This window comes from Nonomuraea sp. B1E8 (genome assembly GCF_039871515.1).
GTDB lineage: Bacteria > Actinomycetota > Actinomycetes > Streptosporangiales > Streptosporangiaceae > Nonomuraea.
The window spans coordinates 544159-566102 of sequence record NZ_JBDPLS010000001.1 but is presented as its reverse complement, the minus strand read 5'-3'; the positions used below and the strand labels follow the sequence as shown (position 1 = coordinate 566102).

The following is a 21944-nucleotide window of genomic DNA, read 5'->3' as shown; positions in this document are numbered from 1 at the left end:
AGATCGCGTTTCGGCGGCTTTGGCCGCACGCCAGCAAAGCAGCCGAGTTCTAGTAACGGGCGAAACCACCGAATCGACGCTCACTTACATCAATCCTGACGGCACGATCACGCTGGAAGCAGCCAGCGGACCAGTCCGGGTCAAGCAGGGCGATCGCTGGACCCCGATAGACACCACGCTTACCGTCCATGGCGGAGTGCTGAAGCCTAAGGCCAGTATCGCTGATGTGAAATTCTCCGCCGGAGGTGACGGGGAACCATTAGCCGTGCTGGACCGTCCGGGTGGGCAGTCCTATATGCTGACCTGGCCCACTGCGCTGCCCAAGCCCAAGGTCGAGGGCAATAAGGCTACCTATCCTGACGCCGCTGGCCCGGGCGCCGATCTCGTCCTGACTGCACTTGCCACCGGATTCCGACACGACGTGGTTTTACGTCAACGTCCCACAGGACCCGTTGAGTACGAGATTCCGCTCCGCACCGAAGGCCTCACCATCACAAAAACCTCAAGCGGCGGGCTGGCGCTGAAGGACGCCAAGGGGAAAACCGTTGCAGCCGCGCCTCGACCAATCATGTTCGGATCCCAATCGGCTCAGGCTACAGCCGCAGAGACAACGGCAGCCAGCACAGATCATCCCGATAGGGGAGCAGTCAGCCTGGCTATACGTCAGGCTGACGACGGGCGGCGACTGATTCTCAGGCCAGATCCGGCCTTTCTCACCGATCCTGGAACCGTTTATCCTGTCACAGTCGACCCTACGGTGACGCTGACGTCTCAAGCTACCAATACCATCAATTCAACGTGCCCCAATGGTGATCAGTTCGTGGCCTGGGGGGCGTCCGTCGGAGTCACCAACTACGTGTGTCCCAGCAACTGGGGCGCCAAGGTGATTGAGCGGGCACTGCTTGGCTTCGACACCTCCTCCTTAGCTGGACAGCAGATCACCGACGCACAAGTGCAGCTGACTGGCGACCTGTGGGGCTGTCCCCTGAACCAAAAGCTGCAAGTCAGGCGGATCACGCGGGCGTGGAACGACAGCGATGTCTTCTGGAGCACTCAGCCAACCACAACCGATGACGGTGAAGTCACCGTCAGCCCTCCGTCGATCTGCACAGCGAACTCATCCCCCGCGAGCGATGTGCCCTGGGCTGTGACCGTGACCGCGATCGCGCAGGCATGGGCCAGCGGAGCAGGGAGCCACGGCCTTTTGCTCAAAGTCTCAAACGAGGAAAAGACCCAACCCGTCTTTTCATGGGACTTCACCTCCTCTGAGGCACCGAAGCTCGTCGTCACCTACGGAAGCACCCCTATAGTGGAGCATCCGCGTGCCGTACCCGTGGCCAGCCCCACCAGACCGATTCAGCCAGAGGTGGGAGAAGAGCCCCAGATCAGCGGAAGGCTTTTTACCACAACCACCACGCCAACGCTGTCGGTGGGAGTACGGGGCACCAGCAGCAATCTGCGGGGCGAGTTCGAAGTCGAGCACGACCCCAACATCCCGGCACAAGGCAGCGGACTCATTTGGTCGGGTGTCTCCACCGACACTCAGCCGGGCGAGGTGGCGAACATTACTGTGCCGGCAGGGAACATCTCAGACGGCTGGCGCATCCGCTGGCGAGCGCGGGCTACAGACGGCTCCACCAACTCTGCCTGGACCCAGTGGCAACTCCTCGGTGTCGACGCCACGCGTCCGCAGCCGCCGGTCGTCTACTGCAACCGCCCTTATCTTGAGGGCAGTTGGGGACCGCACACCGACGACGGCGTCAGCTGCACCTTTGAATCAGGGGTCCGAGATGTTACCGAGTACCTGTGGGCCTTAGACGACACCAGCAAATACAACGTGATGGAGGCGGGCCATTGGGAGATGTCTCTCGGAGAGACCCGCTCCAACAAATTCGCAGTCGAAGACGGCTGGCACACACTCTACGTCAAGACACGAGACAAGGCTCACAACACCTCGGACGTCACGACGTATAGCTTCGGTGCCGGGCCAGGAGGCTTGGTTACAGCTCAATCTCAGAACCGTACGCAGAGATACCTCACTCTCGACGCCGCCGCGCATCCCGGACGCACCGAGATCACTTATGAGTATAACACCGGGTCTGCCCTGGAATGGGAATGGGCCACCATCCCGAGTAACGACGTCCACGTCCCCGGGACCACTCAACCGATCAGCAACTGGCCGCAAACCCGTGCCGACACCTCCAAGAACTTCTCCCCACTCAGCTGGGACATTACAAAGACCCTGCACGACGCCGGCCTCGACGATCGCCTGGTCTACGTCCGCGCCTGCTTCTCGGGCGGAGACGTCGTTTATGACTGCTCAGCACACGTGATGATCACACTGGAGGATTCGGCATTCGGAAAGTCGTACGGCACGGCGGAGATCGGGCCTGGAAAACTTGCCCTGCAAACCGGTGACTTCGCTGTCGACTCTTCTGATGTCTCACTTTTCGGGATGGAAGTGAGCAGGACCCACACCAGCCTGTATCCGCAAGCCGAGCGCGTGGATGAGCAACTGGGGGAAACCCAGGTGTTCGGCCCAGGCTGGCGGGCGGGCTTCCCATCTGCCCCGTCCGGTGTGGCCGACTTCTCCCCAGCCGGCGGAGGCTCGTCCGTCTATCTGGTGGGCGCAGACGGCACGACTCTGTCGTACGTCAAGAAGGGCACCAGCTATAGGGGCGTAGGAGACGCGGCCGATGGATCCCGCATCACTGCCACGGACGAAGAACTCGTACACACCGACACCGACGGCAACAGGACCACTTACACCAAGATCAACGGCCGTTGGCTGGTGACCCGTGCTGAGACAGCAGCCGAGGAATCGGCCGTAACCTACTATAGGGATGGGCAGGGCCGGATCACCCGCATCCTTGCTCCAGTGCCCGACGGTGTTACCTGCGAAACTACCTTGGCGGCCGGGTGCCGGGCGCTGGAACTCTCCTATGGCGCCTCCACGACTGCCACAGGTGTCGCGTCCGGATGGGGTGACTACAAGAACCAGGTCAAGAACGTGTCGTTCACCGCGTTCGACCCGGAGACCAACACCGTGAAGTCCACGGTTGTGGCTGCATACCTGTACGACTCGACCGGGCATCTCAGGCAGGCGACGGATCCTCGCAGCAATCTCGGCACCGTCTACTACTACAACGGCGAAGGCCGCCTCTCCCAGATTACTCCTGCGGGCCTCTCACCCTGGCTGATCGAATATGACAACCGAGGCCGCCTGGCACACGTACAACGCGAAGGAGGTGACGTCGACCCCACTCAAGCAATCACCTATGACGTTCCGATCGGCGGCACAGATGCCCCAGTCAACCTCATTGAGGCGGAGACCGCTCGATGGGGTCAGGTGACTAATCCGCCCATAATCGGAACGGCCATGTTCCCTGCCTCACACGTTCCGGCGCGACACACGGATGGCACCTATAGGCCCACCAACGCCGACTGGGAATATGCTCAACTAGCGTATCTCGATGTCAATGGACGAGTGGTCAACGGTGCATCCTTTGGTGCGGGCACATGGCAGGTGTCGGCAGTTAGCCACGACGACAAAGGAAACGCTGTATGGGAACTCTCACCAGATAACCTGGCCCAAGCGCTGACACCGACCAGCAACACCGATCCTTATGTGGCCAGCCGAACCGACTCAGCCGAACGGGCCAATCTTCTTGCCCGCACCAGAATCTTCAACGACGACAGTGACCTGCTATCCGGAGAGGATCAGGCACGTCAGGTCGTACTGGCCGATGGCACGCAAGTCTCGGCCCGGCCGCGTACGACCGTGTCGTACGACGAAGGGAAACCAACCAACGACAAGGCTTATCATCTGGTGACCTCGTCGAAGACCGAACCGGTCGTTCTGGACGGGGTGGCCGTACCGGGCCCTGCCGACATCGATGAGACGAAAACCGGTTACGAGCCGATACGATCGGGAGATCCATCCGGATGGGACCTGCGCCTCCCCACATCGGGAACGACAGTCATGCCGGACCAGGAGGACATCACTACCCGCATCCGTTATGACACCGCAGGCAGAGAAGTAGAACGGCGCACGCCGAAGTCGACAGGCGCAGATGCCGGTACGACAACGTTCATGTACTACACAGCAGGGCCTCATCCTTCTGTTACTGCATGCGGAAACAAGCCAGGCTGGGCCGGGCTGAAGTGTCGTACGGGTCCCGCAGATCAACCTGCGGGAAAGCCGCTGCCCACCACAATGATCACATACTCTTACCTTGGCCAGCAGGCAAGCTCGACAGATACGTCCGGATCGGTTATACGCACATCGACCACAGAGTTCGATGCCGCTGGACGGCCCGTGGGCGGGACATTGACCGTTACTCCCGAGAGCGAGGGCGGGCACTCTGTTCCAGAGGTCACGTACACCTATGACCCGAATACTGGTCTGCGGACGCAAGCCTCCTCGGGTGGAGTAGCCATCCAACAGCAGTATGACAGTTTTGGGCGCATTGTCTCGGTCACGGACGCCGACAGCAACACGTCCACGATGACGTACACGGTGGACGGCAAGATAGCCACACTGAATGACGGAAAGGGGACGACAACATACACCTACAACGGCGCCGACGCTGTCGGGCGCATCGAACGGCGCGGAATACCGACGAAGATTGAGGCAAGCAGCGTAGGCGCCTTCACAGCAGCATATGATGCTGGCGGTCGGATTGCCGTACAGACCTATCCCAATGGACTGTCGGCGACCTACGAATACGATAACACCGGCAAGCAGGTCGGACTTGCCTACGCCAAGGACAACATGCCGTGGCTGCGATTCTCAAGCAAGTCCAACGCAGACGGGCTCACGGTTGTGAACAATGGCCCGAACGGCAGTAATCAGCGCTACACCTACGACGCACACGGCCGCTTAACCGCAGTTGCCGATACCTACGCCGGCACGTGCGTAACCAGGACCTACGAGTTCGACCTGAACACGAACCGGTCTAGCCTGACAACTCAGGGTCCTGACTCCTCGGGAGGGTGCAGTTCCTCGACCGACCCCATCGTCGAGTCCTATAGCTATGACGCGGCAGATCGGATCACAAATGCCGGCTACGCCTACGACGACCTAGGCCGTACGCGTACCATACCGGCCTCACATGTAGGCGGCGGAAGCCAGCTGCAGGTTGAATACTACGCAAATGACATGGTCGCCTCACTCACCCAGGACGGCCAAGCGAGGGCATTCGTACTTGATCCGCTAGGTCGAATTCGCACGATGACCAAGACAGGCAATAGCTCGCCGCAGACAATGGTCAACCATTATGCGGGGGAGGCCGATAGCCCGGCCTGGATAGCAGAGCCCGATGGCACGTGGACGCGAAACATCGTCGCTTTCACCGGATTGGCCGCGATACAGAAGAGTGACGGAACAAGTTCTCTGCAACTCGTCAACCTCCATGGTGACATCGTGGCCACTTGCGACAACAGTGCTGCGGCAACAAGCATCACGTCATATTTCGAACAAACCGAGTACGGTATCGCTAGGGCTGAGAACACCAGCAACCCACAGCGCTACGGATGGATTGGCAATCAGCAGCGATCCGTCGATGCCCTCGCCGGTTTAGTGCTGATGGGCGCTCGCCTCTACAACCCCGTCACCGGCAGGTTTCTGCAAGTCGATCCCGTCCTCAGCGGCAGCGCGAACAGATATGATTACTGCTCTGCGGACCCCATCAATTGCTACGACGTCGCCGGCAAAGCAGAGTGCGGCTTCTGGTGCGAGCTTATCAAGGGCGGTATCGCAGCCATTGTAGCGGGGGTCTTCGGCGCAGTATGTGCGGCATTCACGGCAGGCGTTGGCGCAGTGCTCTGCGCCGTCGTCGCCGGTGGAGTCGGCGCGGCCGTCGACTACTTGGCGGAGACATATATGACCGGCGAACCGTTCAGCTGGAGCAAATTCAGAGACAAAGCGGTCGGCGGCCTCGTCAATGGACTCATAGGCGGTAGTGCAGGAGCAGCCTTCATCAAATCTGCGGCTGGAAAAAAATTTGGCCAGGCCATAGTTGGCGCCCTCAACGAGATAGGCCATAAGATATCAAATCTATTCGGTAGCAAATACGGGCGCTTCTTCACATGGATCGGAGCACAGCTCGCCATCGTCCTCGGTGGAGCAGGGTGGGCGTGCGGGGCTGACATGAGAAGTTGCTGAACAACTCGCACTGACATATGATTCCGGCATGGGGCAAGAGCCCCATGCCGGAATTCTATCTCAATCTATGTCATTTTCTGGGGGCAGTGTTCATGAGGCTCAAAAGCTTCAGAGGCCTGATCTGGTGGAAGGTAGCGTTGCTAGGGCTTATTCTCACCCCCATTCGCATCGCTATTGCCATTGCAGATGGAGAGCGGGGGGTAAATATATTGGCAGCGTCCGCCGCGGTGATCACAATCTCCGCAATTGCCTGCTTTCTAGCAGCACGCGAGTATTGCAAGAAATATCCCGATGAGTAGCCCTCGCCGATGGCGACACACTTGGCGTACTCATACATCAAGCTACGGGTGCCTCTTGGTGCATTCGAACCGTTATGTTCGGGGACATGTCGGCGTAGAGCTGAAGCGTTCTCAGATTGTGAGACCGAGCAGTTGAAGGCCGTCGGCTACACGGGTTGAACTCGTAGAGCCGGTCATGTGGTCACGGTGGTCTCCTCGATGATGAGTCCGGTCTGAGCCAGACAGCCGTCGATCGGGTGGGGTCGGTACTGAATCTTTTTGAGCTTGCGCTTGACGATCCGGACGAGTGCGGTCAGGTCGGTGACCACGAAGTTGGCCATGGAGTCCGGGTGGTCGACTACACCGTGCCCGACCGCAAAGGCGAGCACATCCGGCTGATCACCAGCATTCTCGACCCAGCCGAGGCCACCGCCGAGGAGCTGGCCCGTTGCTACCATGATCGCTGGGAGGCCGAAACAGGCATCGACCAGCTGAAGACGCACTTACGCGGGCCTGGTCGGATCCTGCGCTCCCGTACCCCCGAGCTGGCCTATCAGGAGATCTGGGCCTACCTGCTCACCCACTGGGCGTTATGCACGCTGATCTGCACCGCCGCCACCACGGCCGGCATCGACCCCGACCGGATCAAGTTCCTGGGCACCGTCCGCATCGTGCGCCGCTCGGTCACCGACCGCGCGGCCTTTCCCCCCTGAGCCGCACGACGCCTCCTGGAACCGGGCCCTCCACCAGGTCGCGCACCGACGGAACACCAACCCGCACCGCCGCCACCGTTCCTACCCGCGAGCCGTCAAACGCTCTCGCAAGAGCAGCTACCGCGAACGACGCCCCTCCGACAAAGGCACCCGATACGCAGGACCGCCGACCGTCGCACTCTTGCCCACGCCATCGACCGCACAGACGGGACCGTGATCATTTTTTTATCTGAACGGCATTGGGGCCAGGAGCAGCGTGGTCGCCTGGATATGGCGGAGGTCGTTCAGCCTGGCATGCATCCGGCGGGCGGGATGGGCGGCCCCGGTCCAGAACGGCCCCGTCCAGAGCGGTCTCTGAGGCGAGCTGACGCGCTCAGGGGTGCAGGAGGAGCAGCGGGTCGCAGGTGTCGGTCCCGACGAGCTGGCGGTTGTTCGGGTCGCGCAGCTGGTTCTCGCTGTTCACGATGAAGTAGCCGCCGGACGTCCGAGGAATCACGATCAGCGTCTGGAACCGCATCTGGTCCTGGGCGTCGGCCACGGTCGCGCCCTGGCCCATCGCGTGGACGAGCATGGTCCGGAGCATGTCGAAGAGATTGTCGTGGCTGAACCCCGGCCAGATCAGCACCCGGTAGACGTGCGGCAGGATGCCGAGTTGCTCGCTGAACCCGCGGACCGACACGCGGGTGTGCGCCCAGTCGGCGACGTTGTGAGCGGCGCTCCCCTGCTGCGACTCCAGGTCGCTCCGGGACACCGGCCGTGCGGTGGCCATGTGGATGTGGAGCTGGTTGAAGTTCCGGGCGCGCTGCGAGTTGATCCCCAGCCCAACCGGTGGCCGCACCACAGTCGGCTGCCTCGTGGCGAAGTAGTTCGCGGCGTCCCAATAGTTGGGGGCGTGGCTGTTGCAGATCCAGGGGCACTCGATCCCGTTGATCCGCTGAGTGGGAACGAGGATGTAGTTCGTGTACCCGGAGGCGTTGTTGTTGCCGGGCATCACGACGTAGTCGTCGCCGTTCTGCAGGCAGCTGTTGGTGCTGTGGCAGCGCTGCATCGAGACCCACAGGGAATCCGTGCTGCTGGTGCTGCCGCACACGGTCGGGTCGGGGCCTCCGACGGTGGGGGGCGGTGGCTTCGGTCCGTCGGCCGCCGCCAGGTCCTGGCCGGCGGCGGCGAGCACGACGCTCGCGCCGGCCGCGCCGGAGAAGCGGACGAACCGGCGCCGGGTCAGCCCGTCCGTCGCGTTTTCCGGCATGCCGTTCTCACCCATGAACAACCCCCAAGATCTCCGCGAGCATCCGCCACACGGGATGTACAGGTCCGGCGCACGGCCGGAGACGCTCTCGGACCGAGAGCCGAACAGCGCCTTCGCGGTGCCGTCCCCCGAGCGGGGAGTCGGCACGCACGAATCAGAATGCTCCCCTTCGCGATCAGCGGTCGAAACCTACCGGTTCGAGACTTGGGCCTTCGCTGGCGAGAACGAGACGCTCTTCGCGATGTCCGCCCATCCACTCGCACCGGCACATGTCATCACGAGGTCGACAATTGGCGTGCCACGTACTCCCTGAGATGGCAGCCGGTCGGTGGTCAGTTCCCGGTGACGAGCACCATGCGGAAACGGGCCGCGCCGCTGGTCGCCCTGGCGAAGGCGGCTGCGGCGTCCTCGAGCGGCACCTCCCCGGCCCACGCCCGTACACCGCTCCGCGCGGCGAAGCGGAGGGTTTCTAGCTGAACAGGTGGCTGGCCCTGGCGGTGGCCGCCTACCACGGCCAGGTGCACGGCACGCTGGGCCAGACCCCGGCCGGACGGTGGGCCGAAGGTGTCGCGGCCAGCGGCCGTCCGGCCACGGTGACCAGCGAGACCGCGTTCTTGGTCGACTTCTTGCCGGTGATCCGGCGGACGCTGAGGCGGACCGGCTTCACGATCGACCACGTGCAGTACTACAGCGACGTGCTCAAGCCCTGGATCGCCCGCCGCGACGGGTTGGAGAAGTTCGTGCTGCGCCGCGACCCGCGCGACCTCTCCCGGGTCTGGGTGCTGGACCCGTACGGGCACGCCTACCTGGCGGTGCCGTACCGGATGCTGTCGCGCCCGCCGATCAGCGTGTGGGAACAGCGCGCCGCGATCGTCCGGCTGCGCCAGGACGGCCGCGCCCAGGTCGATGAGAACGCCCTGTTCGCCATGGTGGAGCAGATGCGGCAGATCACTGAGAATGCGCGGCCAAGACCCGCCGGGCCCGCCGGGAGGTCGAGCGTCGCTCGGCGACCCCCGCGCCGCGAGCAGCTTCGCCGCCGACCTCGCCGCCGGCCGAGGGGTGCGTGGACGACACGCCGGTGCGGCCGTTCGAGGTGATCGAGCAGTGGTGAACAGCGAACCGAAGACCGGGCCGGAGATCGAGCTGGAGCCGGGGCCGGCAGAGGACCTGTCGCACCTGCATGAAAGCGCCCGGCCGGTGGCCCGGCTGCCCGCCGCCGAACGGCTGGCCCGGGTGCGAGCGGATCGGTGGATCGGCTACACCCGCGCCACGCAGGCACTGGACCAGCTGCACACCTTGCTGAACTGGCCGGCCAAGCATGCCGAACCTGCTGGTGATCGGGCCGGCCAACAACGGCAAGTCGATGATTCTGGAGAAGTTCCGGCGCCTGCACGCGCCGACCTCGCACCCGGACCGGGAGGAGATCCCGGTGCTGATGGTGCAGATGCCCTCCGACCCGCACGTGGCCCGCTTCTACACCGCGCTGCTGACCGCGCTCGGCGCGCCAATGCGGCCCCGCCAGCGGTTGGCCGAGCTGGAGCAGCTCGCGGTGCGGCTGCTGCGGCAGGCCGGCGCGCGGATGCTGGTGATCGACGAACTGCACAACGTGCTGGCCGGCCGCGGTGAGGCGCGCCGCGAGTTCCTCAACCTGCTGCGCTTCCTGGGCAACGAACTGAAGATTCCGCTGGTCGGCGTCGGCACCCGGGACGCCTATCTGGCGATCCGCTCCGACGACCAGCTGGAGAACCGCTTCGCCCCGTTCGTGCTGCCGCGCTGGCAGCCCGACCGGGAGGCGAGCACCCTGATGGCCAGCTTCGCCGCCGCCTTCCCGCTGCGCCGCGCCTCCCACCTTGCCACCCCGGAGATGACCGACTACCTGCTGACCCGCAGCGAGGGCACCATCGGGGAGTTGGCCGCACTGCTCACCGAGGCCGCCGCCGCGGCGATCGAGTCCGGCGAGGAGGCCATCAACCAGCGCACCCTGCTCCTGGCGAGCTACGCCGGCCCGACCGAGCGGCGCCGCAAGTTCGAACGCGAGCTGGTGTGACACGCGCGGACCTGCCGGGCGGTGTGCGCCGCTGGCCCGTCCACCCCGAGCCTGCCCCCGGCGAGGCGCTCACCTCCTGGCTCGGCCGTCTCGCCGGGCTGTACCGTCTGTCGGTCGAGCAGCTGCTGACGCACAACCTCGGCCCGCCGACGGCACAGTTCGACCGCGGCGCAGACCTGGACTACCAGACGCCCACGATCATCGTGCACGCGCTCGCCGCCCGGACCGGCATCGAGGTGGGCCGGCTGCGCCGGATGACGATCACCGGATGCGTGCCGTGGCTGGCCGACACCTTGAATCCCGCCGACGGCTGGCAGGCCTTCTCTGCCTACGTCCGGCAGGACTCGGTGCTACTGCCGCCGGGCCGGGCCGGATATCACGTCGTCCATCTGTTTGCACCGACCTATGAAACAGCGTTCGCCCTGGACGCATTCGGCCGCGACGCGTGTTTCATAGGTGGTCGCCTGTGAAACAGCAGGCTACATGGGTCCTGAGGCTGCACAAGCCGCGCGCGGATCGCGCGCTCATCAAAAAAATGATCTTTATCTACTGGGCGGCGGAGAAAGAGACCTCCTCAGACAAGGTGAGCCTCATAGGCGGCGATGACCAGGTGGACGCGAGTTCGGGCATCGAGCTTGGTCAGCAGGTTGCTGACGTGCGTTTTCACCGTGCTGAGGCTGACGTACAGGCTTTGGGCGATCTCTGCATTGGACATGCCCCGGGCCACCAGGACGAGGACCTCACGCTCGCGTTCGGTGATGTCGAGGCCACCCGCCCGCGATGGCGGGTTCACGAACCGCTGGATCAACCGCCGCGTCGCGGTCGGCGCCAGCAGCGACTCGCCCGACGCGATGACGTTCATGCTCCTGATCAGTTCGGCGGGTGGAGTGTCCTTGAGCAGGAAGCCCGCGGCGCCGGCCTGGAGCGCTCCGTAGACGTACTCGTCCAGGTCGAAGGTGGTCACCATGAGCACGCGCGTCTGCGGATAGTCGGCACAGATGCGACGCGTGGCCTCGATCCCGTTCATCTCCGGCATGCGCACGTCCATGAGCACCAGATCGGGACGATCGCGAGCACCCACTGTCACCGCCTGCGCGCCCGTCGCCGCCTCACCAACTGTCTGGAACCCCGGCGCGGAGTCGATCAACCTGCGGAAGCTCGCCCTGATGAGCGCCTGATCGTCGGCCACCAGCACCCTGATCATAGCGGCAGCCTGGCCATCACACGGAAGCCGCGCACGGGGCGAGCCCCTGCCTCAAACTCGCCGCCGAAGAGGTGCACGCGCTCGCGCAGCCCTGTCAGGCCATGTCCGTACGGCCGTGCCTGGCCTCGCGTGCCATCGTCGGTGACCTCCACCGTCAGCCCGTCCTCTTGCCCTTCGATCCGCACCAGGGCATGGCGGGCTCCAGCGTGTTTGAGCACGTTGGTCAGTGCCTCTTGCACGATCCGGTAGACCGTCGGCTCCATCTCCCCGCCCACATCGCCGTTGATCTGCAGCTCCACCTCCAGGCCCGCCGCCCTGGTCCTCATGACGAGCGCGTCGAGATCGGCCAGTCCCGGGGCGGGGGCGAGTTCGGCCTCGCCGTCCTCACGCAGCACACCGAGCAACTGCCTGGTTTCACGTAGGGCCGACCTGCTGGTCTCCTCGATCGAGGCCAGCGCGTGGCCCATCTCCTCCGCCCCGCCCACATGGCCTGCCACCCCCGCCTGCACGGCGATCGTGCTGAGACTGTGGCCGATGACGTCGTGCAACTCCCTGGCGATGCGCAGCCGCTCCGCCATCGCCTCCGCACGCGCCCGCTCTTCCGCCTGCGCGGCGAGTTGCTCGGTGTAGAGCCGGCGCTGTCGCACAGCCGTACCGGTGGCCCATGAAGCTGCCAAGATCGCCAGCACCAGCCCGAGCTGGTCACGCACCACCACCGAAAGCGGGAGTTCCACCACGCCCTGCATGGTGACCACGCCCGCCACGAGCAGCGGGAGCACAGCCTTGCTCCGCGTGGCCAGCGTGTACAGCGCAAGAGGCAGGCAGAGCAGGTCGGCGTGCGGGATGAGGAATTCGCGCATCCCAAGACCGCCCAGCAGGACGATCACGAACACCGAGCGCGGCCACAACCGCCTGACCGCTACGGGCAGGCTCGTCACAAGGGCCGCCCCGTAGTCCACCACGTCGGGCTCCGACAGGTTCCTCGATGAGGCGAGCCCGATGAAGGAGGCCGCGAAGACCAGGGCGATTCCGGCGTCGATCGTCACCCAGGCCCAGGCCGGCACCCGGCTCAGCAGGGGAAGTCGGATCTGTTCGCGCACGGTATGAACCTAGCCCGGTCGCCGGGCCGGCCGTATCGGTCCCAAGACCGATGCGCGACGGGCCGGTTGCGGCAGATCGTGAGAGACATGATCGAAGTCACCGGACTGACCAAACGCTTCAAACAGACACTTGCCGTGGACGACCTCTCCTTCACGGTCTCGCCCGGCAGGATCACCGGCTTTCTCGGCCCGAACGGCGCCGGCAAGACCACGACCATGCGGCTGCTCCTCGGCCTCGACCAGCCCACCGCCGGACGGGCCACAGTGAACGGCATGCCCTACCGGGAGCTGAAAAGTCCGCTCACCCAGGTCGGCGCGCTGCTGGACGTGACCGCGGTGCAGGGCGGGCGGCGGGCAGAGCAGCACCTGTGGTGGCTGGCCCGCTCCAACGGCATCTCCCGCACCCGCATCGGCGGGCTGCTGGAGCTCGTGGGGCTCGGCCACGAGGGAGGCAAGCGCGTCGGCGGATTCTCGCTGGGCATGAAGCAGCGGCTGGGGCTCGCCGCGGCTCTGCTGGGCGACCCGGAAGTGCTCGTGCTCGATGAGCCCACCAACGGACTCGATCCCGAAGGCATCCGCTGGATGCGCGGCCTGCTCAAGTCCCTCGCCGCCGAGGGCCGCACCGTGCTCGTGTCGAGCCACTTGATGAGCGAGATGGCGGTCACGGCCGATCATCTGATCGTCGTCGCCCAGGGCAGGTTGCGCGCCGACGCCGCGATCACAGAGCTGGTAGGCCCGGGCATGTCGCTGGAGGACGCGTTCATGAACGTCATCGAAAGGAGCGCCCCGTGAGCGCGGTCGCCGCCGAGTGGATCAAACTTCGGAGTCTGCGTTCGACCTGGTGGGCGTTGGGCATCGGGGTGCTGGTGTCGCTCGCGCTCACCGTGCTGGGCGCCTCCGCCGTCATCTCGCGCTGGGATCCCGCCCGTACGAGCGATCAGGCCGCCATGGGAATCGTCGTGGCCGTGTACGTGGGAGTGGTCCTGGCCCAGCTGCCGCTCGGCATGCTGGGCACGATGAGCATCAGCGGCGAGCACGCGTCCGGCATGATCGACACGACGTTCGTCGCAACACCGTCCAGGGCCCGCGTGCTGATGGCCAAGGCGGCAGTCCTGAGCGGAGCCGCGGTCGGCGGTTCGCTGCTCATCTCCGTGCCCGGCTATCTCTTCGGGCGGTTCGTCGCCGCGGAGTTCCACCCCTCGCTGCTGCCTGCCGGAACCTGGACGGTGATCGCCGGCGGCACGCTGATGATCGTGGTCACCACGCTGCTCGGACTGGCGCTCGGCACGATCCTGCGCAACGGCGCCGTGGCGACCGTGGCGCTGGTGGCGATCGTTCTTGTGCTGCCGTTCCTCGCCATGAACCTGCCCTGGGGCGAGCAGATCAGCCCGTTTCTGCCGGCGTACCCGGCCCTCCAGCTGATCGAGCAGGTCCCAGACATCATGCCAACCTGGACGGCGTTCACTGCGCTCGCCGCGTGGGCGGTGATCCCGCTGTTGATCGCGGTGATCACCAACGAGCGATCCCGCCACGGATCCTGACGCCCAGGTGCTGCCTGAGCTGCCACACTTGCCAGGCCGTATCCGTAGAGACGGTTCATCCACCGGCAGGTTCTCGTCGAGAAAGCAGTGCCCCGGCGCTGGCGCTCGCGCCAGGCTCAGGCGGCCACCCACCGCTAAGCCGCACATCACCACGGATGGTCTGCACGCCCGCACCCGCTGCGGGTGTGCAGACCACTCCGCGCATCCGTGCAGGCGACTTCGAAAACCGACAGCATGGTTTATGTTCGGTTCGTCTCGACTCCAGATTTGAGTGCATCGAGGGAGGTCTTCGATGCCGCCGCCTTCCGGGATCATGCCCCAGAGGAACGGCACCAGGTACTGAGGCGGTTCGCCCAAGAGCGCGGCCAGTTCGTCCTCAGCGACGGTGAGGGTGAAGGGCGAGCCCGGTTGCGCCGGGTTCCATCCTCGGTCGACGGCCCGCCGGATGCATCCGGCGACGAGGACGGGACGGATCGCGATCGTTCGCTTTCCCAGCCAGTTGTCCGGCCGGGCGCAGGGAAGTGACACTACGAGAACGCCGCCCGGCTCCTCGGCTCGCTCGACAGCGAAGCGGAGCGGGGTCCAGCTGTTGCCCTGGCAGTAGGTCGGCTTGCGGCGGACACGCCAGCGGAAGACGGCACCGTCGACGGTGATGAGCCGCGAGCCCTTCTTCGGCATCGCCACAGTCGCCTCCAAGTCCTCCTCTGTTCCGTCGCTGTTCCGTGGGAGCACTGGAATCAGTGGAAAGTGATGCGAGACGTCCACAAGCGTAACTACTGCTCACCGGCATGATCGAGCTGTTTTCGCGGCTGGCCAGGTCATGGCTCGGAGAACACCATCAGCTGGCAGCGCCGGGCGGTGGCTTGGTGTCGGCGGGAAGTGGTTCGCGGTGGCCGGCGCGCAGGCCGTCGAGGGAGATGTGCAGCAGCCTGTTCCACATCTGTGGGCGGCACTCGTCGGTGATCTGGAGGGCGTGGCCCAGCGAGACCAGAAGAAGCAGCAGGTCATCAGTGGTGACGCCGGGGCGCAGCAGGCCCGTGGCGCGGGCGCGGGCGCACAGTTGCTCGATGACGAGGCGAAGCTGATGGATGCCCTCCAGATCGGGGTCGGCCCAGGTCAGTGCGAAGTTCTCCATGATCGCGCGGTGGCGGGCGTAGCCGGTCAGGGCCTGCTGGTAGAAGTCCGTAAGTGCCGCCCAGGGGTCCTCGGCATCGATCGCCGCCTGGCGTGCCGATTTCGCCCAGTTCAAGAAGTCCCTGCGCAGGACCGTGTGAACGAGATCTTCCTTCTTCGGGAAATGCCGGTAGAGGGTGCCCATGCCCACTCCGCTGCGGCGGGCGATCTCGCGTACGTCCACTGCGGCGCCCTGCTCGGCCAGCACTTCGGCGGCGGCCTCGACAATCGCTTCCCGGTTGCGGATCGCGTCCGCGCGCGGCGCGCGGCGCCGGGTGGTGTTTTCCGGTTCAGCCACTGCCATACGGCCGAGCATACCGGAGCACATGCTCCGCTCTGTGCTACTTTGAGGAGCAATTGCTCCGGATAGCGAAGGGAATGCCATGTCCGACTCGTCCGCGACCACCGCAGCCGAGGTCAAAGCTCCTGCCATCGGCAGCTGGAACGATCGGATCATCGCCGAGTTCCGCGCGAACGTCGGCTACGTGCCTTGGAGCAGCGAAGAGCAATTCGCCGCAGGCCGACCCATCCCGCCCCGATTTCCCGGGTTCGACGAGCGAGGCATGCCGCTCATCCTGGTGCACCACATCGGGGCCAGGACCGGGCGCGAGCGGATCAGCCCGCTGTTCTACCAGCCGGTCGGCGATGGCTGGGCCATCTTCGGAACCCACGGCGGCAGTCCGCACCATCCGGTCTGGTACCACAACCTCATGGCGAATCCGCAGGCCACAGTCGAGGTGGGCACGGAGACGGTGCCGGTCGTGGCTCGGCTCGCGCAGGGCGAGGAGCGCGAGCGGCTCTGGGCGAAAGAGGTGGCGCTCGTCCCGAAGTTCGCCGAGTTCGAGGCAGCGGCCGGCAGGCAGATCCCCGTCGTCGTGCTGGAGCGTGTGGACGGACACCCATCACCCCAGCCCTCGTCGAGCAACTCCACGGCCTGACGAACCGACCGTGCGCCTGCCGCTTGCGTGTCCGGCGTGGCGCTGACAGCGCCTGAGATCCGCCGCCTGCCGGCCACTCTGCTGCTGACCCGGCAGGCGCCTGTTTGCGATCTTTACATGGCGTTCCGCGGATGCCAGCATCACGCAGCATGGATCTCGATGAGTTCTGGGATTTGATCGAGCGTTCCGGACGCGAGACCGGCACCAGAAGAAAGCGCCTGGAGTGGTTGGAGGGCGAGCTCTCCCGCCGTCCGGTCGAAGAGATCGTCGACTATGAGGTCTGGTGGAAGACCACTCATGATCGCGGCTGCACGGTTGATCTGTACGCGGCGTACTGGTTCATGTTCGGCATGGGGTCGCTGGACGGGTTCGAGTACTTCGTGAGCTGGCTCGTCAGTCTGGGACGTGCGACGTTCGAGAGCGTCGTCGAATGCCCTGATCGGGTGATCGAGGTGCCTCAGGTGCTCCATCTGCTGGAGCTGGAGAAGGCGTACACCAACCGCACCAGGCGCCCGCCGGAGGATCCGGAGCAGCAGAGGGAAGAGTCGGAAGGGTTCGAGGTGCTAGCCTATGCGGCCAGGAAGGCCTACGAGCGGGTGACCGGGCAGGAGCCGGACGAACTGCTCGAAGCCGCATACGCACGCGTCGAGTCTTCGGGCTTCCCGTTGGTGCCAGAGCTCGGCTCTGTTCCCCATGGCGAGAACTGGGATTTCGACGATGAGGAGGAGCTGGCTCGCAGGTTGCCGCGGATCGCCGCCTACCGAGACCGGTGACACACACGCCCTGGGTGAGGGCCGGCCGTGAGGCTCAGTCGTGGACCGGCCCCTGCCAGATGGTGATGTCGAGGGTCATGTAGTCGGCATCCTCGTCCGAGTCGCTCCAGCCGGTCACCTTGACGAGCGTGATCAGCCCGCTGTCCGTGTCGGTGACGCAGAGCGCCGCGCCCTCGGGCAGCTTCGAGCCGGGAATGCCGGGGATGGTGACGTTCTGGTAGTAGCGGGTGTCGTCGCGGCAGGTGCGGTATTCGCGTGGTTGCCCGGGTTTCAGCAGGACCACCTGTCGTCCACCGCGCACCGACACGTAACCATCATGTCTCATGCCCATGACCCCGTTCTCCTGGTTCGGGCGAATGGGCCTGTCGGTGAACGTAATCCTGTAGCCCTTCGAAAGGTTGATGCCTTTCTGCCGGTAGATGGGCGGCGGATCGTCGCCGATGGGCGTCTCGGACGGAGGGCTGCTCGGCTGGGCGGTCTCCGCTGGAGGAGTGCTGGGTGATCCTGAGCCGGTCGAGGGAGACGGCTGCTCGTTCTTGAACCAGTCGTAGGGGTTGCCGGTGGGGCCGAGGAGGAGCGCGATGATGATCGCCACCGCTACAGGGGCCAAGACGCTCCAGAGGAGCTTCTGGCTCGGCCGCTCGCGCTCCACCCGTTCAGTATCTTCTCGAATTCCCCTTCTAGCCAGGCATTCCTGGCCGGGCGAGGAGCGGTTCGGTCATGCATGAGGAGAGGCAGGGTCACAGCCCTCGGGAGGGTGCCGCGGTTAGCGTCGGTCCGCGACCGGATCGGCCGTCGCGCGAGGCACTGGTCGAACCCTCCGGGCGGAGGCTTCGACGGCGGGGAAGGATCAGATGCGGACAGAGCAGATCGACCGGCGGAGCGAGGCCGTGCCGGCGGTTCCTGACGGACATCGGTGGCGGTGGGCCTGGCTGGGAGCGGGGACGCTGCTGTGGCTCTTCGCCGTGCACGGCCGTTTCGACATCGCCGTGGCGGCCTGGTTGTCCCCGGTCTTCCTGCTGAGGTTCGTACGGACCGGCCCGGCCCTCGGCGGGCTCGCGGCGGTGTGGGCGGCCTCGGCGCTGGCCGGCGTGTTCTGGCTGGTCGAGACCGCCGTGCCGATGACCGTGGTCGTCGTGGTGGGGATCCTCGCGCTGGGCACCCTGACCGTCGTGCCGTACGTCGTGGACCGGCTCGTCACGCCGAGGGCGGGTACGGTCACGTCCCTGCTGCTGTTCCCGGCGGCGCTGGCGGCCTGCGAGTTCCTGATGACGCTGCTCAGCCCGTTCGGCACCGCGTTCGGCGTGCCGGCCGCCACCCAGCACGACGACCTGGCGCTGCTCCAGGTCGTGGCGTTGACCGGCCCGTACGGCGTGGGTTTCCTCATCGGCTGGTTCGCGACGACGGCGAACCAGCTCTGGGAGAACCGCCTGCGGGCGAACGCGCTCCGTGGCGCGGCCGCGTACGTCGCCGTGCTGCTGGTCGCCCTTCTCGCCGGCGGGGCCCGGCTCGTGTTCCTTACGCCGGACGGCGGCGCCGTGCGGGTCGCCGGCATCAGCCCGGACACCTCGGTCACCCGCGAACTGCGCGCCACCCTCAGCGCGGACCTCACCCCGCAGCAGGTGGCGGGACAGGACCAGGCGACCGTACGGGCGGCCTTCGGCAAGGTCAACGCCAACCTGCTGGCCAGGACGCGGGAGGCGGGGCAGGCGGGCGCGAAGATCGTTATGTGGTCCGAGCAGGCCGCCGGCGTCCTGGCCGCCGACGAGCAGGCGTTCCTCGGCCAGGTGGCCGCCGTGGCGCGGGAGAGCGGGATCTACCTACAGGCCGCCGTGTCCGTCGTCCTGCCGCAGGCGCCGTACGCGGCCAACCGCACCTACCTGTACGACCCGGCAGGCACGCAGGTCTGGGTCTACAACAAGGCCCATCCCATTCCCGGCCTGGAGTTCTACCCGCCGGGCGACGGCGTGGTGCCGGTCGCGCGGACGCCGTACGGGCGGCTGGCCACGGTGATCTGCTTCGACGCCGACTTCCCCGAGCTGATGCGCGTGGACACCGACATCATGCTCGTGCCTGCCCGCGACTGGGCGGAGATCGGGCCGGTGCACAACCAGAAGGCGAGCCTGCGCTCGATCGAGAACGGGTACGCGATGGTCCGGCAGGCCGAGTTCGGGGTGTCGGGGGCGTTCGACCCGCAGGGCAGGGTGCTGGCCGCGCACGACTACGCGGGCGGCGACCGGCACGTGGTCTTCTCCGACGTGCCCGTGCGCGGCACCACCACCGTCTACCGGGTGATCGGCGACGCCTTCGCCTGGTTGTGCCTGGCCGGGATGGCCGTCGCGATCGGCCTGGCCGTCCGCCGCCGCACCCGATAGCCCCGGGTCAGACGGTGTGCCGGGCGCGGTAGGCGCCCGGCGGGCTGCCGACCCAGCGCGTGAAGGCCCGCCGGAACGCGCTGGGCTCGGAGAATCCGAGCCGCGAGGAGATCTCCTCGATCGACTCCCTGCCGCGCTCCAGGCTCGCGACGGCCAGGTCCCGCAGCACCTCCTCCCGGATCCGCTGGAACGACGTGCCCTCCTGCCGGAGGAGCCGGCGCATGTGCTGAGGGCTGATCGACAGCCTGGCGGCAACGTCGTCGGCGCGTGTCCATTCGGTGGTGTCGCCGCGTTCGAGGACGTTGCGTACGCGGGCGGCGGTCGTCGTGCCGTAGTCGCGGTGCAGGATCAGGTCGGCCGGCCAGCGGCGGAGGTAGCGCAGCAGGTCGGCTTCCTCGCGTACGACGGGGGCCGTGAGGTGCCGGGCGTCGAAGCTGATCGAGACCGCCGGGGCGTCGAAGACCGGCATCCGGCCGAAGACCGGCACGTACGCGTCGCTGTACTCGGGCTCGGGGAAGGGCAGCTCCAGCCGGGACGGCACGATCCGCCGCCCGGCGAGCCAGGCCGGGAAGCGGTGCACGAGGGCCAGCATGATCTCGGCGGCGAGCGGCGTGATGCGGGCGCCGGGCTCGGCGGCGATCTCGATCCGGCAGGTGGCGCCGTCGACGACGAGGCGGCTGCGCGAGTAGCCCGTGGTGATCGACGCGAACTCGGTCAGGCGCTCGATCGCGGCCCGCAGGTCGGGTGCGTGGATCAGCCCCAGCGAGATCATCCGGAAGGTGCCGGGCGGGATCGGCCGCGGCCCGAGCCTGAGCAGCTCGTCGTCGCTGTGCCGCCACAGGTCCCGCATCGCCTCGACCGTCTGGGCGCAGCCGACGTGGGTGGCGCCGGGCCGCGTCAGCGCGGACAGCGCGCGCCTGATGTCGGGATCGGGCGTCTCCGCGGAGGCGACGGCCGCACGTACGAACTGGATCGCCACGCCGCTCGCCGACATGTGCACCACCCTCTCGCTGCACGAATGACGCTAACAGACGATCTGCCGGACATTAGGGACTCATCGACCCTTCTGCCTCATCGTCACCAACCGTAACTGTTTGCACTCTTTTAACAACTCAACTACGGTCCTTGACCACTGTCAGTCGTTTGTGTGCACACATGGAGCGATCAAGTGATGAACCGCAGGACAGGGACCGCCGTCGGCCTCGCCGTGACCGTGGGCGCTCTGTGCTTCACCTCTCTGACTCCGGCTCACGCCTCTCCCGCCACCCCCACGCCCAGCCCGGCCCCCACCTCCACCCCCACGCCGACTCCGACCGCCAGCACCAAGGGCCTGCTCAGCCCGCTGAAGTACAAGGTCAGCCTGAAAGGCCAGTACCAGCAGACCAACTACTTCTGCGTGCCGGCCTCGTCGTCGATGAGCCTGTCGACCTTCGGCGTCAAGGTCAGCCAGAAGACCCTGGCCAAGAAGATGAAGACCACCGCCTCCGGCGGCACCAAGGGCAAGTACGCCATTCCGGTGATCAACACCTACCTCAAGTCGAAGGGGTACAAGGTCACGAGCACGACCGACGCCGACGGCAACGCGCTGGTGCTCATGGACCGGATCTCCACCCAGGTGGGCGAGCTGCGCAAGGCGCCGGTGCTCGCGGTGTGGATGGAGCAGCTGCCCTGGAACAAGGGCAAGGTCAAGGGCTCGAAGGTCGGCCACGCGATCATCGCGTACGGCTACGACAAGCTGGCGAACACCATCACCGTCTACGACCCCTGGAAGCCGACCGGCGGCTCCCACACCATCAAGGCCTCCACCCTGGCCAAGATCCTGCAGCCGGGCGGCAACATGTACTCCATCTCGAAACTATGATCTACTGCTCGGGTGCTGCATCACGTCGAGCTGTGGGTGCCCGACCTGGGGCGCGCCACCGAGAGCTGGCAGTGGCTGCTGCGCGCCCTCGGCTACACCCCCTACCAGGAGTGGAGCGACGGCCGTAGCTGGCGGTCGGGGCGTACGTACGTGGTGCTGGAGCAGTCGCCGGCGCTCACCGCCGACCGGCACGACCGCTGCCGTCCCGGCCTGAACCACCTGGCCTTCCACGTGGACGGGCGGGCCCGGCTGGACGAGCTGGTGGGGGAGGCGCCGGCGTACGGCTGGACGCTGCTGTTCCCCGACCGCCACCCGCATGCCGGTGGGGGCGAGCACTACGCCGCCTACCTGGAGGACCGCGACGGGTTCGAAGTCGAACTGGTCGCCGCGTCCACCGCGCCGGGCCTCCCGCCCGCGACGTGGTGAGGCCGCCGGCTTCGAGCACCGTGGTGACATGGAGCGCCATGTCGTTTGCTCCGCCGAGCGATCGGCAGCGGTAGGCCACGCCACGGACCTTCGTATGCGA

At 65.9% G+C, this 21944-nt stretch carries 18 protein-coding genes and 2 pseudogenes; 13 read left to right on the top strand and 7 right to left on the bottom strand.

The window, feature by feature from the left end; all coding sequences use genetic code 11:
* The first annotated feature begins 19 nt into the window (after positions 1–19).
* Together ABGA98_RS02560 and ABGA98_RS02555 are read left to right on the top strand one after the other, a co-directional pair.
* Positions 20–6166, top strand: coding sequence for a DNRLRE domain-containing protein (locus ABGA98_RS02560; RefSeq protein WP_347616528.1), 6147 nt, complete (start codon positions 20–22; stop codon positions 6164–6166).
* Positions 6167–6210: 44 nt separating this feature from the next.
* Entirely contained in the window at positions 6211–6465 is a 255-nt protein-coding gene (locus tag ABGA98_RS02555) for a hypothetical protein (RefSeq protein ID WP_347616527.1), read from the top strand.
* Between the two features lie 173 nt (positions 6466–6638).
* Here ABGA98_RS02555 and ABGA98_RS02550 read toward each other — a convergent pair whose 3' ends face one another.
* Positions 6639–6785: a hypothetical protein gene (locus ABGA98_RS02550; RefSeq protein WP_347616526.1), complete on the bottom strand. Its 147-nt coding sequence runs from the start codon at positions 6783–6785 to the stop codon at positions 6639–6641.
* A 9-nt stretch (positions 6786–6794) separates the two neighbouring features.
* Here ABGA98_RS02550 and ABGA98_RS02545 point away from each other — a divergent pair, with 9 nt between their 5' ends.
* Positions 6795–7157 (top strand): transposase, encoded by a 363-nt coding sequence (locus ABGA98_RS02545; RefSeq protein ID WP_347616525.1) that lies wholly within the window; start codon positions 6795–6797, stop codon positions 7155–7157.
* A 373-nt stretch (positions 7158–7530) separates the two neighbouring features.
* On the opposite strand, the gene ABGA98_RS02540 is transcribed toward ABGA98_RS02545, so the two are convergent.
* Complete coding sequence (locus ABGA98_RS02540) at positions 7531–8406, bottom strand: CDP-diacylglycerol diphosphatase (protein WP_347616524.1); 876 nt, start codon at positions 8404–8406, stop codon at positions 7531–7533.
* Between the two features lie 497 nt (positions 8407–8903).
* On the opposite strand from ABGA98_RS02540, the gene ABGA98_RS02535 reads away from it, so the two are divergent.
* The 3 genes and pseudogenes from ABGA98_RS02535 to ABGA98_RS02525 all read left to right on the top strand — a co-directional run bounded on the left by ABGA98_RS02535 (position 8904) and on the right by ABGA98_RS02525 (position 10923).
* Positions 8904–9503, top strand: coding sequence for a Mu transposase C-terminal domain-containing protein (locus ABGA98_RS02535; RefSeq protein WP_347616523.1), 600 nt, complete (start codon positions 8904–8906; stop codon positions 9501–9503).
* Positions 9504–9549: 46 nt separating this feature from the next.
* Positions 9550–10453: pseudogene (locus ABGA98_RS02530) on the top strand (TniB family NTP-binding protein).
* Positions 10450–10923, top strand: coding sequence for a TniQ family protein (locus tag ABGA98_RS02525; RefSeq protein WP_347616522.1), 474 nt, complete (start codon positions 10450–10452; stop codon positions 10921–10923). The pseudogene ABGA98_RS02530 and the gene ABGA98_RS02525 overlap by 4 nt, the downstream one beginning before the upstream one ends.
* A 104-nt stretch (positions 10924–11027) precedes the next feature.
* On the opposite strand, the gene ABGA98_RS02520 is transcribed toward ABGA98_RS02525, so the two are convergent.
* Positions 11028–11657: a response regulator transcription factor gene (locus ABGA98_RS02520; RefSeq protein ID WP_347616521.1), complete on the bottom strand. Its 630-nt coding sequence runs from the start codon at positions 11655–11657 to the stop codon at positions 11028–11030.
* Entirely contained in the window at positions 11654–12757 is a 1104-nt protein-coding gene (locus ABGA98_RS02515) for a sensor histidine kinase (protein WP_347616520.1), read from the bottom strand. Before ABGA98_RS02515 ends, ABGA98_RS02520 begins: the two co-directional genes overlap by 4 nt.
* An 87-nt stretch (positions 12758–12844) precedes the next feature.
* On the opposite strand from ABGA98_RS02515, the pseudogene ABGA98_RS02510 reads away from it, so the two are divergent.
* Positions 12845–13492, top strand: a pseudogene (locus ABGA98_RS02510) (ATP-binding cassette domain-containing protein); the annotation flags it as partial.
* A gap of 53 nt (positions 13493–13545) precedes the next feature.
* Positions 13546–14298: an ABC transporter permease gene (locus ABGA98_RS02505; RefSeq protein ID WP_347616519.1), complete on the top strand. Its 753-nt coding sequence runs from the start codon at positions 13546–13548 to the stop codon at positions 14296–14298.
* Positions 14299–15136: 838 nt separating this feature from the next.
* Here the strand turns inward: ABGA98_RS02505 and ABGA98_RS02500 are convergent.
* Positions 15137–15787 carry a helix-turn-helix domain-containing protein gene (locus tag ABGA98_RS02500; RefSeq protein ID WP_347616518.1) on the bottom strand — a complete coding sequence of 217 codons (651 nt, stop codon included), beginning with the start codon at positions 15785–15787 and terminating at the stop codon, positions 15137–15139.
* A gap of 67 nt (positions 15788–15854) precedes the next feature.
* On the opposite strand from ABGA98_RS02500, the gene ABGA98_RS02495 reads away from it, so the two are divergent.
* Together ABGA98_RS02495 and ABGA98_RS02490 are read left to right on the top strand one after the other, a co-directional pair.
* Entirely contained in the window at positions 15855–16409 is a 555-nt protein-coding gene (locus ABGA98_RS02495; protein ID WP_347616517.1) for a nitroreductase/quinone reductase family protein, read from the top strand.
* 149 nt (positions 16410–16558) lie between these two features.
* Complete coding sequence (locus ABGA98_RS02490; protein ID WP_347616516.1) at positions 16559–17182, top strand: DUF4240 domain-containing protein; 624 nt, start codon at positions 16559–16561, stop codon at positions 17180–17182.
* 34 nt (positions 17183–17216) lie between these two features.
* On the opposite strand, the gene ABGA98_RS02485 is transcribed toward ABGA98_RS02490, so the two are convergent.
* On the bottom strand, positions 17217–17834 hold the full coding sequence (locus ABGA98_RS02485; protein ID WP_347616515.1) for a hypothetical protein: 618 nt from the start codon (positions 17832–17834) through the stop codon (positions 17217–17219).
* Positions 17835–18036: 202 nt separating this feature from the next.
* On the opposite strand from ABGA98_RS02485, the gene ABGA98_RS02480 reads away from it, so the two are divergent.
* Entirely contained in the window at positions 18037–19557 is a 1521-nt protein-coding gene (locus ABGA98_RS02480; RefSeq protein ID WP_347616514.1) for a nitrilase-related carbon-nitrogen hydrolase, read from the top strand.
* A gap of 7 nt (positions 19558–19564) precedes the next feature.
* Here ABGA98_RS02480 and ABGA98_RS02475 read toward each other — a convergent pair whose 3' ends face one another.
* Positions 19565–20551: an AraC family transcriptional regulator ligand-binding domain-containing protein gene (locus ABGA98_RS02475; RefSeq protein WP_347616513.1), complete on the bottom strand. Its 987-nt coding sequence runs from the start codon at positions 20549–20551 to the stop codon at positions 19565–19567.
* A gap of 177 nt (positions 20552–20728) precedes the next feature.
* Between ABGA98_RS02475 and ABGA98_RS02470 the strand changes: the two genes are divergently transcribed.
* Complete coding sequence (locus tag ABGA98_RS02470) at positions 20729–21418, top strand: C39 family peptidase (protein WP_347616512.1); 690 nt, start codon at positions 20729–20731, stop codon at positions 21416–21418.
* A gap of 12 nt (positions 21419–21430) precedes the next feature.
* Positions 21431–21844: a VOC family protein gene (locus ABGA98_RS02465; protein WP_347616511.1), complete on the top strand. Its 414-nt coding sequence runs from the start codon at positions 21431–21433 to the stop codon at positions 21842–21844.
* The last annotated feature ends 100 nt before the right edge of the window (positions 21845–21944 follow it).

Excerpts from the sequence above, each read along its gene's own strand:
- ABGA98_RS02555 (WP_347616527.1), top strand. The coding sequence starts at position 6,211 with ATGCCGGAATTCTATCTCAATCTATGTCATTTTCTGGGGGCAGTGTTC.
- ABGA98_RS02540 (WP_347616524.1), bottom strand. The coding sequence starts at position 8,406 with ATGCCGGAAAACGCGACGGACGGGCTGACCCGGCGCCGGTTCGTCCGC.
- ABGA98_RS02475 (WP_347616513.1), bottom strand. The coding sequence starts at position 20,551 with ATGTCGGCGAGCGGCGTGGCGATCCAGTTCGTACGTGCGGCCGTCGCC.
- ABGA98_RS02490 (WP_347616516.1), top strand. The coding sequence starts at position 16,559 with ATGGATCTCGATGAGTTCTGGGATTTGATCGAGCGTTCCGGACGCGAG.
- ABGA98_RS02495 (WP_347616517.1), top strand. The coding sequence starts at position 15,855 with ATGTCCGACTCGTCCGCGACCACCGCAGCCGAGGTCAAAGCTCCTGCC.
- ABGA98_RS02480 (WP_347616514.1), top strand. The coding sequence starts at position 18,037 with ATGCGGACAGAGCAGATCGACCGGCGGAGCGAGGCCGTGCCGGCGGTT.
- ABGA98_RS02550 (WP_347616526.1), bottom strand. The coding sequence starts at position 6,785 with ATGGCCAACTTCGTGGTCACCGACCTGACCGCACTCGTCCGGATCGTC.
- ABGA98_RS02470 (WP_347616512.1), top strand. The coding sequence starts at position 20,729 with ATGAACCGCAGGACAGGGACCGCCGTCGGCCTCGCCGTGACCGTGGGC.
- ABGA98_RS02500 (WP_347616518.1), bottom strand. The coding sequence starts at position 15,787 with ATGCTCGGCCGTATGGCAGTGGCTGAACCGGAAAACACCACCCGGCGC.
- ABGA98_RS02520 (WP_347616521.1), bottom strand. The coding sequence starts at position 11,657 with ATGATCAGGGTGCTGGTGGCCGACGATCAGGCGCTCATCAGGGCGAGC.